Raw genomic sequence first — 15,874 nt, forward strand, 5'->3', positions numbered from 1 at the left:
CGCAGCCGGCTGCCTTTTACTTTAAACGGCGGAGGCAGCTTCTTCAATGTATTTAATGTCGGCATCGCCCCAGAGCTCTTCCAACGCGTAGAACTGGCGCCGGTCACGCAGGAAAATGTGCACTACCACGTCCACGTAGTCCAGCAGCACCCATTCGCGCTGCATGCGGCCTTCCGTTTGCCAGGGGCTTTGGCCAGTGAGCTTTTCTACTTCTTCTTCTACTGAGCGGGCAATAGCATCAAGCTGTGTATCGGAGGAGGCGGAGCAAATCACGAAGTAATCAGCTACCGCATTCTTAAGGTCTTTCAGGTCCAGTACCACGATATCGGCCGCTTTCTTTTCCTGCATGCCGCGTACTACTACTTCTGCCAATCTGTCCGAATCCTGCCGAATCAGGGTACTTTTCATGTGGTATTATTAGGTTTGAATGTACAAAGTAGCGAAAATCAGGTGGAGGCACTAACCCCCAAAACCCTCTTCACGGGCCAGCAAGTGATTTGGCTGGCCGAATGTGCCTCCACGAACACGGAGGCACAACAATTACTTCTCAAAAGCCGCGCCACGGAGGGCTGTACCGTCATAACAGACAAACAGACCGCCGGCCGCGGGCAGCGAGGCAATAGTTGGGAAGCCGCCCCCGGCGAGAATTTAACCTTGTCGGTGGTATGGCGGCCTACGTTTTTAGCTGCCTCGCACCAGTTCCAGCTGAGTATGGCTGTAGCGCTGGCTGTACTGGACTGGGCCGGCACCGTGCTGGGACCCGACCCGGCCCTACGGCTGAAGTGGCCTAATGATGTGTATTACCACGACCAAAAGCTGGGCGGCATTTTAATTGAGAACACACTTAGCAGCCTAGGAATTCAATCCAGCATTGTAGGGATTGGAATAAATGTTAACCAGTTGGAGTTTGGGGTGCCTACGGCCACTTCGCTGGCCTGCCTTACAGGGCGGCGCTATGCCTTGCCTGCGCTGGCCGAGCGCCTGCTGGAGTGCCTGGAGCGTCGGTATCTGCAACTGCGCGCTGGCCAGACTGAGGCCCTTCGCCACGCCTATTTACAGGTACTTTACCGCTTTCAGGAATGGAATTATTTTGAAGTAAATGGCCAACAAGTAACAGGGCAGATAGCGGGCATAGAGGAAACCGGGCGGCTACTTGTGGAAATAAATGGGCAACGGCAAAGCTTTGGAATGCAGGAAATTAAATTCTGTATTTAGCTGAAAATTTTTTGCTGGGCAAAGCAACCCTTTTGCCGATATATTCGATTACTTTAATAGAGCACATCTCTATAAAGATGCTGTGTCTCTGGTGCAACGGTTTCTTGCCCGATGGTATCTGGTAGGAAGACGCCTGCCTGTAAAGTCAGGCACGGTGCTTGTCAATACAACTATATGCGGCGCTGTTTCCTGCCAGGAATGGGGCCGGTTAAACTACTCTTTCATCCTCTATCTCTAAGCCATGAAAACTTTTACTCGGTTTTGTTTTGCCGCTACCCTGGTACTGGCGCAGCTGACGGCTGCGGCGGCTACCCATATTGTGAAGGTGAGGAACTTTGTGTTTGATCCTCAGTCTCTGACCATTAATGCCGGCGACATAGTAAACTTTCAGTGGGAGAATGGTACCCATCCTGTGGTGTCAGATAATAATGCGTTTGCTGCCTTTACCATGGCGGCGGCCACTCCTACTGCCTCCCGCACCTTTGCTACGGCCGGAAGCTTCCCCTACCACTGCACGCTGCACGGCACCCCCGGAAACGGCATGTTTGGTACCATTACTGTAAATGCCGCCACGCCGGTACTGGGCGCCAAATTGCTGCCACCAGCCCTCACACTGTATCCGAACCCTTCCCGGGGCATGGTGATGCTGACCGTTAATCAGAAATCCAGTGCTGACTATACGTTGAGAATCTCCAACATCATTGGCCGGGAAGTGCGTGCCATTACGCTGAAGCCCCAGCTAACTGAGGCTGGCCTTCCGCTGAATCTTTCTGATTTGCCTGCCGGGATGTATATCTGCAATCTGGTGCAGAATGATAAAGTAGTGGGCACCAAGCGGCTGGTTCTGCGGAATTAGTCCATATTTCTTCTTTCTAGCTCTTTCGAAAGCAGCCGGCAACCCCGGCTGCTTTTTTTGCATCTGTGCCTCTGCGGGCCGGTACTATGGGGTGCGGTGCGGCCGGATTTATTCTCTACTTTTGGCCCTTCTCTGATTTCGTTTCTATGCGTAGTTACAAAAGCTTAAATAATCTGGTGGGTTGGCTGGTATTTGCCGTGGCCACTATTACTTACCTGCTCACGCTGGAGCCTACAGCCAGCTTCTGGGACTGCGGCGAGTTTATTGCCTGCTCCTACAAGCTGCTGGTACCGCACCCTCCCGGAGCACCTACTTTCCTGCTGCTGGGCCGCATTATGTCGCTGCTCTCGTTTGGCGATGCAACCAAGGTGCCTGTTCTGGTGAATATGCTGTCGGCACTGAGCAGCTCGTTTACCGTGCTGTTCCTGTTCTGGATTATTACCATGCTGGCCAAGCGCATTGTGCTGCACCAGGCCGGACACCCGCACCGCCACCGTACCGTAGAGCCTACCCGCGGGGAGGCCCTGCAGATTCTGGGCAGCGGTTTGGTGGGGGCTCTAGCCTTCGCCTTCTCTGATTCCTTCTGGTTTAATGCCGTGGAGGCCGAGGTATATGCCATGTCGGCGCTGGGCACTGCCTTTGTGGTATGGGCCATGCTGAAGTGGGAAAACCGCGCCGATGGCCCTGATGCCGATAAATGGCTGATTCTGATTGCCTACGCCATTGGGTTATCTATTGGGGTACACTTGCTGAATCTGCTCACCATTCCGGCACTGGGCCTGATTTACTACTACCGCAAAACCCAGCAGCCCACGTTTTGGGGTGCCGTTCTTACGCTGGCCATCAGCAGCCTGATTGTAGGCGTTATTCTGGTGGGTATTATTCCTGGGTTGCCTTCGCTGGCGGGGGGCTTTGAGGTGTTCTTCGTGAACAGCATCGGCCTTCCCTTCAACTGGGGTATCATCATCTTCCTATTGCTGTTTGGCGGACTGATCTGGCTGGTGTTCCGCCATTCTTTCCGTACCGGTAACCGGGCCTTAAACACGGCTGTTCTCAGCCTCATGTTTATTCTGATTGGGTACTCCTCGTATCTGATTGTACCTATTCGCTCCAGCTACCAGCCTACCATCAATGAAAACAATCCGGAGGATGTGCTTTCCTTCGTGAGCTACCTGAAGCGGGAGCAGTACGGCGACCGGCCCCTTCTCTATGGACCACAGTTCAATGCCCGGCCCACCGGGTCTAAGGAAGGAGCAGCCCGCTACGTGCGCAAAGGCGACAAATATGTGAAAGGCCCGGCGCGTATTGAGTATGAATATGATGACGCCGACAAAATGCTGTTGCCGCGCATCTACAGTGCCCAGCCCGAGCACGTGTATCAATACAAAAAGTGGGTAGATATCCGCGAGGATAAGAAGCCAACGATGGGGCAAAACCTGTCGTTTATGTTCCGCTACCAGTTTGGGCACATGTTCTGGCGCTATTTCATGTGGAACTTTGTGGGCCGGGAAAGTGACATTCAGCAGGCCGGCGTAGTATGGCCCGTGGATAGCAAAAATGGCCTGCCCGAGCGTATTGCCGAAAGCAAGGCTTACAACAACTTCCTGGCACTGCCGCTGATCCTGGGTCTGGTAGGTCTGTTCTTTCAGGTGCGTAAAGACAGCCGCAACGCCCTCATTGTGGGTTTGCTGTTCCTGTTCACCGGTCTGGCTATTACCTTCTACCTCAATCAGCCGCCCATTGAGCCCCGCGAGCGGGACTACACTTTCACCGGCGCCTTCTTTGCCTTCTCCATCTGGATTGGCCTGGGGGTACTGGCCCTATCTGATGCGCTGCGCAACGTGGTGAAAGCAGATGGTACGCGGGCCGCAGTGGCTACACTTATCTGCTTAGTAGTGCCCGGCATTATGGCCGCTCAGGGTTGGGACGACCACAACCGCTCCAACCGGTACAACTCCACTGACTCGGCTAAAAACCTGTTGAACTCTTTGGCTCCCAACGCTGTGCTGTTCACTAACGGCGACAACGACACCTTCCCACTCTGGTATGCCCAGGAAGTGGAAGGCGTGCGAACCGACGTGCGCGTGGCCGTACTAAGCTACATGAACACTGACTGGTACATCGACCAGATGAAGCGCCGGGCTTATAAATCCCAGCCGTTGCCTATTTCAATGGAGCGCGCGAACTATGTAGAAGGCACCAATGATTATTTGCCTTATGTCGCCAATCCGGCGGTGAAGGAAGTAAACCTGAAGGAATTCGTTTCGCTGGTGAAGCAGAACAGCCCCTTGTTGCAGGTAAGCTACGGCGAAGGCGGGCCCAGCCTGCTCTCATTCCCCACCACCAAATTCTACCTGCCTATTGATACGGCCGCCGTGCTAAAAACTGGCATTATTGCACCAGAGCGCCGTAATCAGGTGGTTTCTCGCATGGAGTGGGATATGGGCAAAGGCGCCATTGAAAAGAAGAACCTGGCCATTCTGGATATGCTGGCCAGCAATAACTGGGAGCGGCCTATTTACTTCTCCAGCACCGTAAATAGCCAGGACTATATGGGCCTGCAGCCTTACTTCCAGCTGGAAGGAATGGCCTACCGCGTGCTGCCTGCCCGCGACCCCAACTACAATCCCCGCAGCGGCGACGACGGCTACGTGGTAAAGGATCAGATGTACGACATCATGATGCACAAATTTGCCTACCGCAACCTCGACAACCCCAGCGTATTCTATGACGAGAATAATCTGCGCTTCCCGGCCAATTACCGGGATAAGTTTGGGCGGCTGGCCAATGAGTACCTGAAAGCGGGCAACCTAGCCAAAGCCAAGGAAGTAGCCGACAAAGCGCTGGCCGTGATGCCAGACAAGTCAATACCCTACGACTACTACACGCCCCAACTGGTGGAAACCCTGGTGAAGGCCGGCGAAACAAACCGGGCCAATCAGATTATGGATGTAATGACCAACCGCGCCCAGCAGGCACTGGCTTACTATAGTACGCATAATCCCGCCTTGCACGACCAAGATATGCAGCTAAATCTGGTAGCGCTGCAGAGCGTGTACCGCGCCGCTGATAGTGTGCAGGATCAGGTGCGGGCCACCAAGGCCATGCAGATTCTGCAGCAGTACTATCCGCAGCAGGGCCAGTAAAACATCCGGCTGACTTATTATAAAAAAGCGGCTCCATCAGGAGCCGCTTTTTTATTGCGGTACTCTCGGCTTATAAACTGCCAGCAGCGAACCAGCCTCGTAAGCTGCCGTAAACCCAGTACCTTTGTATTTGAACCCTATAAGAACAGGTGCGCCGGCTCGTGTATAAATCACTCCGCCTGGCCGCCGTGGAGCAATGGAGAAAAGGACTGACCGCCCCGAACGGCCGCAGAATGAGCGCCGCACCTATTACGATGCCGAAAACCGCCCCGTAGGCGGCGATAATCGGCCTGTCCGTCGCCCGGAAGGGGACCGGGGCGAAGGCCGTGAGTCGCGCGGCGACTTCAAACCCCGCTACCCGCACCGCCCGGCCGCCGACCGTAGCATTGACATGCTCTTTGGCCTGCGCCCCATTCTGGAAGCCCTGAACGCAGGCCGTACGCTGGAGAAAATTTATTTGCTGCGCACTACCAAAAACAGCATCACCCAGGATATTACTGCCCTGGCCAAAGCGGCTAACATTCCGGTGTCGTTAGTGCCCCTGGAAAAGCTGGACGGCATTACGCGCAAAAACCACCAGGGTGCAGTAGCCTTCGTATCTCCCATCGACTACCAACCCCTGGATAGTATTCTGGCTGGCTTGTATGAGGAAGGTAAAAACCCGCTCCTCCTTATCCTGGACCGTATTACTGACGTACGTAACTTCGGTTCTATTGCCCGGAACGCCGAGTGTATGGGTGTACACGCCATTGTGGTGCCCAGCCGCGGTGCCGCCCAGATCAACGGCGACGCGCTGAAAACCTCCGCCGGCGCCCTGAACCTGATTCCGGTGTGCCGCGAGCCGAATCTGAAAGAAACCATTGACTTCCTGAAGCAGTCCGGTGTGCAGGTAGTAGCCTGTACCGAGAAAGCCGATGCCAGCCTGGAAACGGAATCAGTGGACCTAACCGGGCCAGTGGCTATCCTGATGGGCAGCGAAGAAGACGGCATTTCGCCGGAATACTTGCGCCTCGCTGATCAAAAGGTGCGCATTCCTATGGCCGGACAAATCAGCTCGCTCAACGTATCGGTAGCCAGCGGCATCATGCTATTTGAAGTACTGCGCCAGCGCCTGAGGCACACTGAGAAATAGATAAGGCGCGGATTTCGCTGCCCATCCTTTTATCAAAGAAAAGCCCCTATTGCATATGCAATAGGGGCTTTTCTTTGCTTGTATGAAGCATCGGTATTGACCTGTTCTTTCTTTTCTAGTTGTACCCGTTGCCTTTTTTCGACTTCACGTCAGCCACGAAGTCCTTCACGCGTTGCTCTTCCGTGCGTTTGCAGATGAGGAGCACATTATCGTACTCGGCCACAATATACCCATCTAGGCCCTGGACTACTACCAGGCGCTCAGAAGGCGTTTTGATGACACACTCCCGGGTATCGTAGAGCAGGGCATTGCCGTCCACTACATTGTCTTCGGCGTCGTGGTGGCCCATGCGGTGCAGGGAATCCCAGGTGCCCAGGTCGCTCCAGCCAAAGTCAGCGGGGAGTACAAACACGTTGTCGGCCTTTTCCATCACCCCGTAGTCGATGCTGATGTTGCGGCAGCGGGTATAAGCCCGGGAAATGAAGTTTTCCTCCAGCACCGTATTCAGCATGGTACTGCCCTCATCAAAGACTTCGGCAATGTCGCTCAGGTACTGATGAAAGGCTTTAATGATGACATCGGCCCGCCACACAAAGAGTCCAGAGTTCCAGAGGAAGTCGCCGCTGTCCACAAACATGCGGGCCAGCTCCAGATTCGGCTTCTCGGTGAAGGTTTTTACCTTTTTCAGGGGACCAATGGAAGTGGCGTCCTCATCCAGAAACTGGATGTAGCCGTAGCCGGTATCGGGGCGGGAGGGCTGAATGCCCAGTGTAATGAGAATATCATGCTGGCGGGCGGCCTCCACGGCCTGCCGGATCACGCGCCGGAACTCGTCCTCGTGCAGCACGGCGTGGTCGGCGGGCGTTACCATAATCACGGCATTGGGGCTGCGCTGCGCAATGCGGTAGCTGGCATAAGCAATGCAGGGGGCTGTGTTCCGGCCAATGGGCTCCCCCAGAATCTGCTCGGGGAGCAAATCCGGTAAGTGCTGCTGCACCAAGGGGATGTAGTCGCGGTTGGTGACCACCAGCACATTTTCCATGGGGCAGATGCCCTTGAACCGGTCTACGGTGAGCTGCAGCATGGAGCGGCCCACCCCCAGCACATCGTGAAACTGCTTGGGATGCTGGGTTCGGCTGAATGGCCAAAAGCGGCTGCCAATGCCGCCCGCCATTACCACAAGGAAAGTATTAGAGTTCATAAGCAGACTGGCTGCGAGCGTGAGCAGTGGAAAGAGACTTACACCGGATAGTAAGATAGGAAATTGTCGGCTCCGGTGAACAAGCTAAGAAAGAAGCTGCTTTTCCCGCCGACTAAACCATGAGATTAGACCAGGCCTTCGCGCAGTAAGTCGTGCAGGTGAATAAAGCCGCTGAACTGGCCGTTTTCTGTAACTACCAGCTGCGTAATGTTGCGGTTCTGCATCCGGACTAGTGCCTCAGCCGCAAAATCATCGGTTTCAATGGTCATGGGCGAAGGCGTCATGATGTCGCGGGCGCGGACGTCTTCCAGGCGGCCGGCAAAGGTGGTAAGCATGCGGCGTAGGTCGCCGTCGGTAATAATGCCCAGCAACGGGCCCTCTGCGGCTTGCAGCACGGCGGTGGCTCCCAGGCGCTTACCGGATATTTCCAGAATAATCTCCTTCAGCTGTGCATCAGCCAGTACCTGGGGCTGCTGGTTTTGCCGGCTTAGGTCGCCTACTTTCAGGTAGAGTTTTTTGCCCAACGTGCCACCGGGGTGCAGGCGGGCAAAATCGGCGGAAGTGAACTCCCGGGACTCCAGCAAACACACAGCCAGCGCATCGCCCAGGGCCAGCGCGGCAGTGGTGGAGGTAGTAGGAGCCAGGTTGTGCGGGCAGGCTTCCCGGTCTACCGGTGCGTGCAGCACGTAGTCGGCCTGCACCGCCAGATAAGAGTCGGCGTTGCTGACCAAGGCGGCCAGCGGTACACCTTTGCGCTTGAGCAAGGGTACCAGCACTTTTATCTCCGGCGTATCACCACTCTTACTAATGGCAATAACAAAATCTTCGGCCTGAATCATGCCCAGGTCGCCGTGAATGGCATCTGCAGCGTGCATAAACAGCGCAGGCGTGCCTGTTGAGTTTAGCGTAGCTACGATCTTTCCGGCAATATGTGCACTTTTGCCGATTCCGGTGACGACCACACGCCCACGAAGGGAAAGGATGGCGGCAACACAGAGCGCAAAATCAGGTGTCAGGGCAATGGCTTCCGCCACGCCCCGAATGGCATCGGCTTCTTCGAGAAGCACTTTTTTTGCCAGCGAGTTGGTATCGTTCAGCGGTTTCAATCTAAATTTGTCTAGATTGAGTAGACAACACGTGGTGTTGCTGCTCAAGTCTGCAATCCCCCAACCGAGAAGTGAGGAAGTCCATGCCAGCCGTAAAAAAAGCCGTTGTCACACAGCAGGCTGATCTGAAGGGCAAGTTAAAGGAAGTTTTCGGGTACGGCCAGTTTCGCGGCACCCAGGAGGCCATCATTCAGAACGTCATCGAGGGGCACAACACGTTTGTGATTATGCCCACGGGCGCTGGTAAGTCCTTGTGCTACCAGTTGCCAGCGTTGGTGCTGCCCGGCACCGCAATTGTTATTTCCCCGCTGATTGCCTTGATGAAAAATCAGGTAGATCAGCTGAATGCGTTTGGGGTTAACGCGGCATTTCTGAACTCGACGCTGTCAAAATCAGAAATGAACAAGGTGAAGAAAGATGTCATCAGCGGCGAAGTGCGCCTGCTGTACGTGGCGCCCGAATCCCTGACTAAAGATGAGACGATTGAGTTTCTCAACAAGGCCACCATTTCTTTTGTGGCGATTGATGAAGCACACTGTATTTCGGAGTGGGGGCATGACTTCCGGCCGGAATACCGCAAAATTCGCAGCATTATAGATGGTTTGGGCGTGCAGGTGCCCATTATTGCCCTCACCGCTACGGCTACGCCTAAGGTGCAGCAGGATATTCAGAAAAACCTGCAGATGGATGAGGCCTCAGTTTTCAAAACCTCCTTCAACCGCACCAACCTATACTACGAAGTACGGCCCAAGCACCAGACCAAAAAGCAGCTGATTCAATACGTGAAGCAGCGCAAAGGCCTGGGTGGCATTGTATACTGCCTGTCGCGCAAGAAGGTGGAGGAAATAGCCGAGCTGTTGCGCGTAAACGATGTGCGTGCCCTGCCTTACCATGCTGGTCTGGATGCCTCTGTGCGTATGGCCAACCAGGATGCGTTTTTGAATGAGGATTGCGACGTCATTGTAGCCACCATTGCCTTCGGCATGGGCATTGACAAACCCGACGTACGCTTCGTAATTCACTACGACACGCCTAAGAGCATAGAAGGCTACTACCAGGAAACCGGCCGCGGTGGCCGCGACGGGATGGAAGGAGACTGTTTGATGTTCTACAGCTACGATGACATCGTGAAGCTGGAGAAATTCAACAAGGACAAGCCCGTAACGGAGCGTGACAACAGCAAGCAACTCCTGCAGGAAATGGCGAACTACGCCGATTCTGCTGTGTGCCGCCGCAAACAGCTGCTGCACTACTTTGGCGAGGAGTTCGAGAAAGACTGCGGCTTCTGCGACAACTGCCGCCACCCCCGGGAAAAGTTTGAAGGCAAAGAATTTGTGCAGCTGGCACTGGAAGCGGTGGTGCAGACCGAGGAGCGTTTTGGCATCGACCACCTGACCACTGTGCTGACTGGTCTCACCAACCCACACGTGGAAAGCTATGGCCACTTCAAGCTGCCGGTGTACGGCAAAGGCAAAGACCATGATATTGCCTTCTGGCACTCCGTGGTACGTCAGTGCATGATTGCCGGCTTCCTGGGCAAAGACATTGAGAACTTTGGCGTAATTAAAATTTGCCCCAAGGGCGAAGAATTTCTCCAGGCTCCCTACAGCATCAAGCTCTCCAAAGACCACGACTACGAGAAGGAGGTGCAGCAGAAGGAGGAGAAGGAGGAAGTGCAGCAAGCCGCCGGCCACGATGCCGCGCTGTTTGATATGCTGAAGGCCCTGCGCAAGAAGCTGGCCCACCAGAAAAACCTGCCGCCCTACGTACTCTTTCAGGACCCTTCCCTGAAGGAAATGGCCACCACCTTCCCCACAAAGATGGAGGACCTGGCCCATGTTTCGGGCGTGGGACACGGTAAGGCGCAGAAGTTTGGCACCCCATTCCTGGACCTGATTAAGAAGTACGTAGAGGAAAACGACATTATGACGGCCGCCGACGTGGTGGTAAAATCAGCCGTTAACAAGTCGAAAATCAAAATCTACATCATTCAGCAGATCGATAAAAAGATGGACCTGGAGGAAATAGCCTCTTCCAAGGGCATTGAAATGCGGGAGCTAATGGAAGAGATTGAGCACATCTGCTACTCCGGTACCAAGCTTAACCTCGATTACTACATCGACTCGGTACTGGACCAGGAGCGCCAGGAGGAAATTACCGACTACTTCATGAGTTCCAGCACCGACAATATTGCGGTAGCCCTCAAAGAGCTAGGTACGGATGACTACACGGAAGAGGACCTGCGCCTGATGCGCATTAAATTCCTAAGCGAGTACGCTAACTAAGCAGCCCGGACTACTAATAGAAGGCCCGTTCCTGATCAGGCACGGGCCTTTTTATGAGTTTTGGATTTCTTGCAGCCACAAATGGTACAGATGTTCTTCTCGCGCCAGCTGAAACCCCTGTCGCTCATAGAACCGGCAGGCTCCGTCGTTATCGAGCTGGGTAACGGCCACTAGCTTGGTGCGGCCCCAGGCCAGCGCCCGCTGCTGGGCGCCTGCCACCAATAAGGAGCCAATACCTTGATTCTGCGCATTGGCGTCCACGGCAATCAGCCCGATTTCTACATGCTCCGGGCGCCGACAAAGGGTGAGCATACCGGTTTCAGGGCTTTCGGGCGTGGTGCGGAAAACGAGCACATCGTGGGCCATTTCACCGCTGAGAGAGTTGGCAATCCAGTGCGCATATAGCCGCTCATACACGCCTTTGGCAAAGTGCGGATCCATCCGGAAGCGCGACTGATGTCCGCTTTGCAGGGCCAGCTCCATAAGGGCGGGCGAAAGCTGGACTGTGGAAGATACGCCTAAGGGCAAGGGTTGTGGAGAGCCTTCCGGAAAAGTAAGCTCATAATGCCCGCGTCTATCCGTCACACTCAGGCGGTTGTTGTGGGCTGCTTCCATTGACGCCGTATCGCTCGGGTCAGCCATCCAATAAAGCAGGGCCCAACCATCATCATGCGCTGCCTGCAACGTATCGCGCAGCTCAGTGGTGGAAAGGTGACTTCCCTGTAAGCGCCCTACCGGAAAGCCCAGAAAACTGGAGTCCCACGGCAGCGGCAGGATATTGGTTGACATAGCAATAGGGGAGAAGAAGGACGGTATCTGGAATATACAGAAAAGCAAAACCCCTAGCAATGTGCTAAGGGTTTTGCTGGTGTAGGCGCTGAGGCGTGACCTACATACTGTTTATACCGGAAGGCAGACTAGCAAAACTCCGCGAAAGCGCCCTGCAGGTTGTCTACAATGCGCATCATGTCGTTGCCTTCGATGTGGTAGCGCTCAATCATATGCACCAGCTCACCATCTTTAAACAGGGCAATGCAGGGAGACGAAGGAGGATAAGGCAGCATATGCTCCCGAGCTTTTGCTACCGCTTCCGTTTCCATACCGGCAAACACAGTCACCAGCTTGGCAGGCTTCTTATCGGCGCTGGCCAGAGCCATTTTCAGCGCAGGACGGGCTTTGGCCGCTGCGCAGCCGCATACTGAGTTAACAGCTACCAGCACAGTGCCCTCGGCGGGAATCAGTGCCTGGTCTACCGCTTCGGGGGTCATCAGTTGTTCAAAGCCAGCTTCTACCAGGTCTTGCCGGATAGGAGCCACCATGTATTCAGGATATGTTGCCATTTTTCTAAAAAGGCTGAAGTGAGAAAATTCGAGCGAAAAGAATGATGCAAAAATACGGAAAGTAAAAGCGCCAAAGCGGGCAAAAAGTTTTGTGTGGTAGCAGAGGCTGGCTGCTTTTTAAATTTCCGGTTGCTGATGACCGATTTTAAGCTATAAAATACTGACGCTTATAGATATAATTCAATTTTATGGAAAGCTTTGAGTAGATGTTGGCAGTGTTGGGAAAGGAAAGTACATTTAACCTTGCCGTGGCACCAGCACGGCAGATGGGCTATGATAACAAGATTTACTGCTTTATTGCTTGTAGCAGGTGCCGGCTGGTTGGCCGCCACACCTGCCCAGGCCCAGGTAGATACCGTGCGGGCCAGCACCCTGCCACCGGCTCAGCTGGCCGAGAAATACTACAACAGCGGGGTAGCCAAATTCGCTGACAAAAGCTACCGCTCGGCCATTCAGGAGTTCGATAAAGCCCTGGCTGCCAAACCCGATTTCGCCAAAGCCTATTACAACCGCGCCACCACTCGCTACGAGCTAAAGGAGTACGAGCAGGCCGTGCAGGACTACGACCAGGCCATTAAGCTGGAGCCCAACGGTTTTACCTCCTATTTTGGGCGTGGCCAGGCCCGGCAGGCACTCAACCAGCCCGATGCTGCCGAGCAGGATTATACCAAAGCGGCTGAAGCAAAGCCGGACTACGCGCCCAGCTGGTACTACCGCGGCGACCTGCGCTTTGAGAAAGGCGACTTTAAAGCCGCGCTGGCCGATTTCACGGCTGCCGTAAAAGCTGACCCCAACTACGCCTATGCCTACCACGACCGCGCCAGTACACAGCGCCAGATGGGCAACTTTGCCGCCGCCGTGCAGGACTATGATCAGGCCCTGAAGCTGCAGCCCGAACTACTTTCGGCCCTCTTAAACCGCGCCAGCGCCAAGCGGCGGCTAGGGGATTTGAAAGGCGCTCTGGCCGATTACTCAGCCTACCTGGCCAAGCGCACGGATAACGCCGTGGCTTATAACAACCGCGGGAGTGCCCGCTTCGAGGCCGGAAACTATAAAGGGGCAGTAGAGGATTTCAGCCAGGCCATTAGCCTCAATCCGGAATATGCCTTTGCCTTCAACAACCGGGCAGCGGCCTACCTCAAGCTGGAGAACTATAAGCAGGCAGCGGAAGATGCCAGCCGGGCCATTAAACTGAACGGCAGCTATGCGGAGGCTTACCTGAACCGTGGCCACGCCCGCGAAATGCTCCGCGACGCCGATGGTGCCTGTCAGGACTGGCGCAAAGCTGCCGACCTAGGTCTGGAAAGTGGTACGGCCTACGCCAATGCCTCCTGTGAATAAGCGCCGCTTTGCCCTGTTACTAATGAAAACTAACTCTACGTTCTCCGCCTCCGTGTCTTCCCGTGGTTTCTCGTGGCTTTCCAGGCTTATGTTGCCTGCAGCCCTTGTGCTCTCGCTGTTAGCACTTTCTCCTAATGCGCTGGCGCAAAGTGTGGAGTTCAGCAAAGACCGTTTTGGCGATAACAAAGAAGGCCTGAAGGAGGCTCTGCGCGACATCAAAGCCGGTGACCAGTGGTACAATGCCGATCCGCCTAAGTATGAGCGAGCCCTGCCAAACTACCTCGAGGCCCAGAAATTTAACCCCAACAACGCTCAGCTTAACCTTAAAATCGGCGACTGTTATCTGAACTCCGGTTTTAAGTCCCGCAGCCTGAGCTATCTGCAAAAAGCATTTGAGCTGGATGCCGAGGTAGACCCGCGCATGCACTACCTGCTGGGCCGAGGTTTGCACCTGAACGCTAAATGGGCGGAAGCCATTGCCGAATACAAAAAAGCTATGCCGCCGGCCGGAGCTAAAAATGCTTTGGGGCTACAACAGGAGCTACGCAAGAAAATTGCGGAGTGTGAATCGGGGCTGGCATTGATGAAAAAGCCCGCGCGGGTATTCATTGATAATGCCGGCCCAGGAGTAAACTCGTCTTTCCCGGATTACAGCCCGGTAATCTCCGCTGATGAATCCGTCATCTTGTTTACCTCGCGGCGCGATAATTCCACGGGCGGGCAAACAGAGCCCGAAAGCGGCGGCTTTTACGAGGATATTTACCAGTCCTCACGTTCCGGCAAGCAGTGGGGTGCGGCTCGTGCACTGAATGAGCCGGTGAATACGGATGGCCACGATGCCACTGTCGGCTTGGCGCCTGATGGTCAGCGTATGCTGATTTACGTGGAAAATAATGGCGGCGACTTATATGAGTGTGACCTGCGCGGTACCAAATGGAGTAAGCCACAAACGCTGGGCCGGCGCATCAATTCCAACGCCCATGAGTCCTCTGCCTCGTACTCGCCCGATGGCCGCTTCCTGTATTTTGTGAGCGACCAGCCCGAGGGTAGCCTGGGCAGCCGGGATATTTATAAGGTGGAGATTGAAGGTAAGGGTAAGGCCGTGAACCTGGGCCCGGGCATTAATACCCCCTACGGCGAGGAAGGCGTGTTTATGCACCCCGATGGCAAAACCATGTACTTCAGCTCAGAAGGCCACAACTCCATGGGCGGTTACGACATCTTTAAATCGGTGTACGAAAATGGCAAGTGGAGCAAGCCCGAGAACCTGGGCTGGCCCATTAATACGCCCGATGATGATGTGTTCTTCGTAATTTCCGCCTCTGGGCGCCACGGCTACTATTCCTCCATCCGGGAAGATGGACAAGGTGGCAAAGACATCTACCAAATTACCTTCCTGGGCCCCGAAAAGCCGCCCATGCTAAGCACCGAAGACCAACTGCTAGCCTCGCGGGTAGCACCGGTGAAAGAAACGGTGCTGGCCGCTGCTGTGCCTATCTCCACCACGCAGGTTACTATTCTGAAAGGTGTGGTAACGGATGCCGAAACCAAGCAGCCGCTGGAAGCTGCCATTGATGTGGTGGATAATGAGAAAAACCTGGTTATTGCTTCTTTCCGCTCCAACTCGCAGTCAGGCCGCTATCTGGTTTCCCTGCCCTCCGGCATCAACTACGGCATTGTAGTACGGCAGGACGGCTACCTCTTTCACTCCGAAAACTTTGACGTGCCGGCCGGCGCGGCTTATTCCGAAGTAGTGAAAGATATTGCCCTGCAACGCCTGGATGTGGGCGTGAAAGTGGTACTGAACAATATCTTCTTCGATACCGATAAATCGACGCTGCGCAAGGAAAGTACTGGTGAGCTGGAGCGCCTGGTTGCGCTATTGAACGAAACGCCGAAGCTCCGCATCGAAATTTCCGGCCACACCGATAATGTAGGTAATGCCGCCTATAACCAGCAGCTCTCGCAGAACCGCGCCAAGGTGGTAGTAGACTACCTGGTGACCAAAGGCATTGAGAAAGGTCGTCTGACCTTTGCCGGTTACGGCATGACGCAGCCGGTAGCGCCCAACACTACCAAGCAGGGCCGGCAGCTCAACCGCCGCACCGAGTTTAAGGTACTGGAGAAATAGATAGCCGTATCCTAAGCAGTAAAAAAGCTCCTAAAACCTGTCCTAGGGCAGGTTTTAGGAGCTTTTTTACTGCTTAGAAAAGGGTTAAAACGCAGAAAAGCCGTGGACATTATCCACGGCT

12 protein-coding genes are annotated in these 15,874 nt (G+C 54.6%); 7 read left to right on the forward strand and 5 right to left on the reverse strand.

Going from position 1 to position 15,874, the window contains the following annotated elements:
• Positions 1–21: 21 nt before the first annotated feature.
• On the reverse strand, positions 22–408 hold the full coding sequence (rsfS, locus tag Q4G72_RS05465) for a ribosome silencing factor (RefSeq protein WP_303310394.1): 387 nt from the start codon (positions 406–408) through the stop codon (positions 22–24).
• A gap of 42 nt (positions 409–450) precedes the next feature.
• On the opposite strand from rsfS, the gene Q4G72_RS05470 reads away from it, so the two are divergent.
• The 4 genes from Q4G72_RS05470 to rlmB all read left to right on the forward strand — a co-directional run bounded on the left by Q4G72_RS05470 (position 451) and on the right by rlmB (position 6,349).
• Complete coding sequence (locus tag Q4G72_RS05470; protein WP_303310395.1) at positions 451–1,215, forward strand: biotin--[acetyl-CoA-carboxylase] ligase; 765 nt, start codon at positions 451–453, stop codon at positions 1,213–1,215.
• 241 nt (positions 1,216–1,456) lie between these two features.
• Positions 1,457–2,071, forward strand: coding sequence for a T9SS type A sorting domain-containing protein (locus tag Q4G72_RS05475; RefSeq protein WP_303310396.1), 615 nt, complete (start codon positions 1,457–1,459; stop codon positions 2,069–2,071).
• 146 nt (positions 2,072–2,217) lie between these two features.
• On the forward strand, positions 2,218–5,217 hold the full coding sequence (locus tag Q4G72_RS05480) for a glycosyltransferase family 117 protein (protein WP_303310397.1): 3,000 nt from the start codon (positions 2,218–2,220) through the stop codon (positions 5,215–5,217).
• A 196-nt stretch (positions 5,218–5,413) separates the two neighbouring features.
• Entirely contained in the window at positions 5,414–6,349 is a 936-nt protein-coding gene (rlmB, locus tag Q4G72_RS05485; protein ID WP_303310398.1) for a 23S rRNA (guanosine(2251)-2'-O)-methyltransferase RlmB, read from the forward strand.
• A 115-nt stretch (positions 6,350–6,464) separates the two neighbouring features.
• On the opposite strand, the gene Q4G72_RS05490 is transcribed toward rlmB, so the two are convergent.
• The gene (locus tag Q4G72_RS05490) at positions 6,465–7,550 is read right to left on the reverse strand and encodes a mannose-1-phosphate guanylyltransferase (protein WP_303310399.1); all 1,086 of its coding nucleotides are present in this window, start codon (positions 7,548–7,550) and stop codon (positions 6,465–6,467) included.
• A gap of 125 nt (positions 7,551–7,675) precedes the next feature.
• The gene (locus Q4G72_RS05495; RefSeq protein WP_303310400.1) at positions 7,676–8,656 is read right to left on the reverse strand and encodes a KpsF/GutQ family sugar-phosphate isomerase; all 981 of its coding nucleotides are present in this window, start codon (positions 8,654–8,656) and stop codon (positions 7,676–7,678) included.
• A gap of 83 nt (positions 8,657–8,739) precedes the next feature.
• Here Q4G72_RS05495 and recQ point away from each other — a divergent pair, with 83 nt between their 5' ends.
• Complete coding sequence (gene recQ, locus Q4G72_RS05500; protein WP_303310401.1) at positions 8,740–10,941, forward strand: DNA helicase RecQ; 2,202 nt, start codon at positions 8,740–8,742, stop codon at positions 10,939–10,941.
• Between the two features lie 51 nt (positions 10,942–10,992).
• On the opposite strand, the gene Q4G72_RS05505 is transcribed toward recQ, so the two are convergent.
• Complete coding sequence (locus Q4G72_RS05505; protein ID WP_303310402.1) at positions 10,993–11,730, reverse strand: GNAT family N-acetyltransferase; 738 nt, start codon at positions 11,728–11,730, stop codon at positions 10,993–10,995.
• A gap of 128 nt (positions 11,731–11,858) precedes the next feature.
• Complete coding sequence (locus tag Q4G72_RS05510) at positions 11,859–12,281, reverse strand: BrxA/BrxB family bacilliredoxin (protein WP_303310403.1); 423 nt, start codon at positions 12,279–12,281, stop codon at positions 11,859–11,861.
• A 297-nt stretch (positions 12,282–12,578) separates the two neighbouring features.
• On the opposite strand from Q4G72_RS05510, the gene Q4G72_RS05515 reads away from it, so the two are divergent.
• Positions 12,579–13,622 (forward strand): tetratricopeptide repeat protein, encoded by a 1,044-nt coding sequence (locus tag Q4G72_RS05515; protein WP_303310404.1) that lies wholly within the window; start codon positions 12,579–12,581, stop codon positions 13,620–13,622.
• Between the two features lie 22 nt (positions 13,623–13,644).
• On the forward strand, positions 13,645–15,753 hold the full coding sequence (locus Q4G72_RS05520) for an OmpA family protein (protein ID WP_303310405.1): 2,109 nt from the start codon (positions 13,645–13,647) through the stop codon (positions 15,751–15,753).
• Positions 15,754–15,874 lie beyond the last annotated feature (121 nt).

The sequence above is a fragment of the Hymenobacter sp. BT730 genome (assembly GCF_030542105.1).
GTDB lineage: Bacteria > Bacteroidota > Bacteroidia > Cytophagales > Hymenobacteraceae > Hymenobacter.

Coding starts and splice junctions, on each gene's coding strand:
- rsfS (WP_303310394.1), bottom strand. CDS start 408: ATGAAAAGTACCCTGATTCGGCAGGATTCGGACAGATTGGCAGAAGTA.
- Q4G72_RS05475 (WP_303310396.1), top strand. CDS start 1,457: ATGAAAACTTTTACTCGGTTTTGTTTTGCCGCTACCCTGGTACTGGCG.
- Q4G72_RS05480 (WP_303310397.1), top strand. CDS start 2,218: ATGCGTAGTTACAAAAGCTTAAATAATCTGGTGGGTTGGCTGGTATTT.
- rlmB (WP_303310398.1), top strand. CDS start 5,414: ATGGAGAAAAGGACTGACCGCCCCGAACGGCCGCAGAATGAGCGCCGC.
- Q4G72_RS05490 (WP_303310399.1), bottom strand. CDS start 7,550: ATGAACTCTAATACTTTCCTTGTGGTAATGGCGGGCGGCATTGGCAGC.
- recQ (WP_303310401.1), top strand. CDS start 8,740: ATGCCAGCCGTAAAAAAAGCCGTTGTCACACAGCAGGCTGATCTGAAG.
- Q4G72_RS05505 (WP_303310402.1), bottom strand. CDS start 11,730: ATGTCAACCAATATCCTGCCGCTGCCGTGGGACTCCAGTTTTCTGGGC.
- Q4G72_RS05510 (WP_303310403.1), bottom strand. CDS start 12,281: ATGGCAACATATCCTGAATACATGGTGGCTCCTATCCGGCAAGACCTG.
- Q4G72_RS05520 (WP_303310405.1), top strand. CDS start 13,645: ATGAAAACTAACTCTACGTTCTCCGCCTCCGTGTCTTCCCGTGGTTTC.